Below are 5195 nucleotides of genomic sequence, written 5' to 3'. Positions count from 1 at the left end.
ATCATTTCTGTTAAATTTTATCTCTGCTTCAATACTTCTATTATAAAGGTTATTCAGAAAAAGAAAAATATTTTTTCCATCTGTAAGGGTTGAAGATATCAGCAAATTTCTTTTTTCATAATATTTTTCAAAACCATTCTCTGTTCCAATAGTATATTCAACTGGTAAAACTTTTATCTCAGCAAACGGTCTTATATTTTCTTTTTCAAGTAGTTCTTTAATGAATTTAATATTTACAAGTGATTCGTTTAATGGTTCATCCTGTCCAATGAAGGTACCAAGAAAGTATATATATCCATTTTCAATTTTAAACTTTCCAAAAACAGAAATGCCATCAATTTCAATAATTTTTTCGCCTCCAACATCAAATAGATATTCTTTCAATTGTATATTTTCATTTTCAAATTTTTCAACTTTTCCAATAAATCTATTTTTTATAATCCCTTTAAAAGTTTCAATTCTTTCCCCTTCTAGTGTAAATTCTGGAATAAATGGGCCACAAACAATCTTCCCACCTTTTTTTAAATAATCAAAAATTATTTTTTCTGTTTTTTTATCAATAAATGGACCTGTTGGGAAAAATAGAATATCACAATTATAAATATTTTCTGGTTTTTCCTGTATTTCAATTATTCTTGGATTAAAACCAGAAAGTAATAACAATCTAAAAATTCCTTCATATTCCTTTGTTAAAATACCTGCTTTCAAACCATTTATTTCTGGTTCTCCTATATGAATAACACTATCATTACATGGTGAAGGGTCTCCAAGATAAGTATGCCAATGGTATGGTCTATAATAAACAAGACCAACTTTATCATAAAGAATTTTTAAATCTTTCCAATTTTCAAACTTATTAACTATATTTAAAAACTCCTTTATCCCAAAATATACACTTCTTCTATGCCCTTTATCACTTACTGGACTCCCACCCCATGTTTCCCTATCATGAAACATAAAATAAGAAATTCCTTTGCATCCATTTGAAATAGCGCATAAACTCATAAATTTATGATGTTCAGGAGTTAACCAGCATTTACTTACATCTTCAAACCACCAACCAGCCATAAATTCAGCACTCCATGTAAATTTTAAAATTGAATCAAGATATCTTAAAACCCTTGCCATTGAAGTATAACCTGAAAAACTTAAAAATGGACTTCTATAAAAATCATATCCAACAATACCGTTTACTGCTTCTTCAAATTTTTTTGGATTTGTTGGAATTCCTTCAGGTCTATGTGGATTTAAATTTGTGTAAAAAATCACATCCTTTATTCCATTTTCTTCATACATTATTCTTAACCTTCTTAAATATTCAGACATAACCCATTCTTTAAATTCTACCCAATCAAAATAATAAATAAGATTTCTTTCAACATCTATTAGTTTTCTTGGTGGTTCAATATCTTCAAATTTTTTAACTTTATAGAATGGAATTTTTGGTAAATTTGAAATATCCTTATATTTTTCCTTCAAAAATTTATGATAAAAGCATCCCTTTCCAACCATACATTCATTATAATCACTATCAAACATAGAATCCATTACAATATAACTTACTTCATTATCAAGGTTTATCATTTCAATTGGGCCACCATTTGTAGATAAATATGGTTTTATAATATTTGAAACCGTAGAAATCCATATCTTACATTCTTCAAGATATTCAGGATGTAAATATGATGGTTGAGAACCTTCTTTTTTAGGTATCCAATAACCTTTTGTAGTTCTGTTCTGATTGTCAAGGACAAATATTTCTTTCTTTTCTTTAACAATTCTTTCTGGATACCCTCCATATAAAAACTCATTGCAGATAAAGGGTCCTGGTCTTATGGCAATTTTGAGTTTATATTTTTTAATTATTTCAAGAAATTTAATTAAATTTGTTCTTTCAGATGTTTTACCTTCAAAATCAAATACTCTTTTTTTAATTTCATGAAGACCCCAAGGAATATATGAAGAAACAAAACTCAACCCCAATTCTTTTAAACTTTCAACTATTTTTTCCCAATATTTTTCTTCAAGGCGAAAATATTGTACTTCTGCTCCAAACAGTTTTTTCATATCTTTCCTTTCTTTGGAGATAAGTGGATGCTTTTTTTATTTAGGTCATTTATTGCTTCCATTATTCCTTCTGAAAAAGTTGGATGACAATATAAAATTTTTTCAAGGTCTTTTATTTTTAATTCATTTGTTATTGCAAGTGTAGAAAAACTTGTAAGTTCAGTTGCATTTTTTCCAATTATGTGTATTCCTAAAATTTTTTCAGTATTTTTATCTGCAATAACTTTTACAAATCCATCAGTTTTTTTATCAGAATAAGCACGTCCAAGAGCAGAGTAGGGGAATTTTCCGACAATTACATCTATACCTTTTTCTTTTGCTTTTTCTTCAGTCAATCCACAAACACCAATTTCAGGGTCTGTAAAAATAACTTCAGGAATAATTTCATAATTCATAATTTCATTTTTTCCACAGATATTTTCAGCAGCAATTTCTCCTTCCTTTGTTGCAACATAGGCAAGTTGATATTTACCATTAACATCACCAATAGCATAAATTCCGTCAATATTTGTTTTCAATTTTTCGTCTGTTTTAATCCCTTTTTTATCAAATCCAAGTCCCTCAATTTCGGGTATATTGGGTATTCTTCCAACAGATACAAAAATTTTTTCTTCTTTAATAAATTCACAACTTTCAAGTTTCTGATTTAAATTGACCTCAATTCCCCTTTTCTCAAATGATTTTTTAAGTAATTCAGTTATTTCTCTATCTTTACCGGGAAGAAGTGTATCCATCATTTCATAAACTTTAACTTTAACTCCAAACTTATTTAAAATAGAGGCAAATTCACATCCAATAAATCCACCACCTATAATGGCAACACTTTCAGGTAATTTATGGAATTCCCAAATATGGTCTGATGTTATAACCCTACTATCACCTTTAAAACAATCCGGGACATAAGAAGTGGAACCAGTTGCAATTACAATATTTTCTGCTGTAAAAAAATTATTATTAACTTCAACTGTTCTTATATCCTTAAATATAGATTTTCCTTTTAAGAAATTAACACCATAACTTTTAAGAAGCATACTTACACCTGTTCTCAATCTTAAAACTACATCATTCAATACTTCATTTAAAACCTTATTCCATTCATATTTTACGTTTTTTTCAACTGATTTATATTTTGATACTGAAATTTCTTCAGAAACAGAATATAATGCCTTTGTTGGAATACATCCTCTGTTTAAACAGACACCACCAAGTGCAAGTTCTTCAATTAATAGGACTTTTTTCCCATATTGTGAACATCTTATAGCACACGGATATCCAGCAGGACCACCGCCAATTACAATAACATCATATTTTTCCATTTTTACCCCTTTTTACTATAAATTCTGCTGCCTCTTTTAAATTCTTAAAAATATAATCTGGTTTAATTTCCCAATTTTCTGTCTCTTCTTTTGATTTTGTCTTTCCTGTTAGAACTAATATCGTCTTTGTTCCTATACTTTTCCCGGCAATTACATCTATATCAGTATCTCCTATAAAAAATGTATTTGAGAAATCAATTTGACCTAATTCTTTTTCTGCTTTTTTAAAAAGTCCTGTTTTTGGTTTCCTACATTCACAATTTTCTTCTTTTTTATGTATGCAATAATAAACTTTTAAAATGTTATCTATTCCCTTTTTTTTCAATTCCTCAATCATATTTTGCGTAATTTCATTAAGGTCATCTTCTGTAAAAAGTCCTTTATTAACACCTGCCTGATTTGAAATTATAATAACTTTATAACCAGCATCATTCAATATCCTTAAACCCTCAATCCCTTCAGGTATAAACTCAAATTCCTCCCATTTCTTTATATAATCATCAGGTGTAAAAATTGAAATAACTCCATCCCTATCAAGAAAAATTATCCTCATTTTTTAATAAACTTATGATAATAAAAATTTAAAAACTTCTACTGCCTCTTTTAATGAGTCGATTTGCAAAGGTTTATAATAATCCCTTTTATGAATGGGTTTATCAACTTTTCTTTCACCTTTCAGAAGTGTTATAATATGTATATTGATATCAAAATAAGAAAGTATTGTATGAGTTGATGGACTTCCATATTTTGCAACTACCATAGAGGAAAAATCTCCTCCTAATTGACTTTCAAGTTGTAATAAAACAAATTTTAAGTCTGGATATAAATTTTTCAATAAAGTGAAATCTACAAGTATTCTTTTTAACATGGCATTTTCTGTATATGATTTGCATTCAATGGCAATTTTAAATTTATTTTTTACATAAACTTGAATATCTACTTTAAGCGGATAAAAGTATTTGTCTATATTTTCCTCTATAAATTTTCTAACTTCTATATTTTTAATCCTTTCTAAATAATTTTTGTTTATTGGTATTTTTACTCTTTTATTTGAGAATTTTAAATTTTCTAATGGCATATTTAATTCTTCCCATGCTATTTCAATAAGATTTTTCCCTATACTTTCAACAAGTTTACCCTTACCTGCTCTTATAATTCCACCATATGCTCTATTTGTTGATATTTTTGCTTTGTCTTCAATACCTTTTATTAAATCTTTATAAGCTTCTATTATAGACAATAGTTTATTCATTTTATAATAAACTTATTTTTTGATTTTCTTCTTTTAATCTTTCTTCTGCTTTTTGGCAATATTCTTGAGAGATATCAATGCCAACATATATTCTTTCAAGTCGTTTTGCAACCAGAGTAGTAGTACCTACACCATTAAATGGGTCTAATACAACATCACCTTTAAAACTAAAAAGTTTTATTACTCTTTCGCATAATTCTTCTGGAAACATTGCTGGATGGCCATATTTTTTCATGTTATATTCTGGAGGAATATCCCACTTTGCATAGACCCATTTTTTAAATTCCTCTGCTGTTATATCTGCATTTTGGTGTTTTCCATAATGTCTTAAACTTCCTTTACAAAAGATTTCAAGGAATTCCCAAGTATATTTTAAATAAGGATTACTTGGACTTTTCCAACTGCCCCAAGCAGTATATTTACAATTATAATTATGTTTTTCCCATAAGATTTCGCCTTTCCAGATTAATTTTTTTTGTGTAAAAAAATTTGAAATTATATGATGAATAGGTACATAATCCGAAAAAAGTGGCTGAACATTTATAATAATTCTCCCTCCA

The 5195-nt window shown here is 27.9% G+C and carries 5 protein-coding genes; all 5 read right to left on the bottom strand.

Going from position 1 to position 5195, the window contains the following annotated elements; genetic code table 11:
* On the bottom strand, positions 1-2067 hold a 2067-nt coding region (locus PKV21_08950; protein ID HOM27613.1), incomplete at its 3' end, for a beta-galactosidase.
* A complete protein-coding gene (gene lpdA / locus PKV21_08945; protein HOM27612.1) occupies positions 2064-3383 on the bottom strand; it encodes a dihydrolipoyl dehydrogenase in 1320 nt (439 codons plus the stop codon). The genes lpdA and PKV21_08950, both read right to left, overlap by 4 nt.
* Positions 3370-3936, bottom strand: a complete 567-nt coding sequence (locus tag PKV21_08940; GenBank protein ID HOM27611.1) for an HAD family hydrolase — start codon at positions 3934-3936, stop codon at positions 3370-3372. Before PKV21_08940 ends, lpdA begins: the two co-directional genes overlap by 14 nt.
* Positions 3937-3948: 12 nt before the next feature.
* Positions 3949-4635 carry a restriction endonuclease gene (locus tag PKV21_08935; protein HOM27610.1) on the bottom strand — a complete coding sequence of 229 codons (687 nt, stop codon included), beginning with the start codon at positions 4633-4635 and terminating at the stop codon, positions 3949-3951.
* A gap of 1 nt (position 4636) precedes the next feature.
* The coding region (locus PKV21_08930) for a site-specific DNA-methyltransferase (GenBank protein HOM27609.1) at positions 4637-5195 on the bottom strand (559 nt) is incomplete at its 5' end.

The organism is bacterium (assembly GCA_035371905.1).
In the GTDB taxonomy this organism is placed as follows: Bacteria; Ratteibacteria; UBA8468; order B48-G9; family JAFGKM01; genus JAMWDI01.
This window is presented reverse-complemented; position numbering and strand designations above follow the sequence as displayed.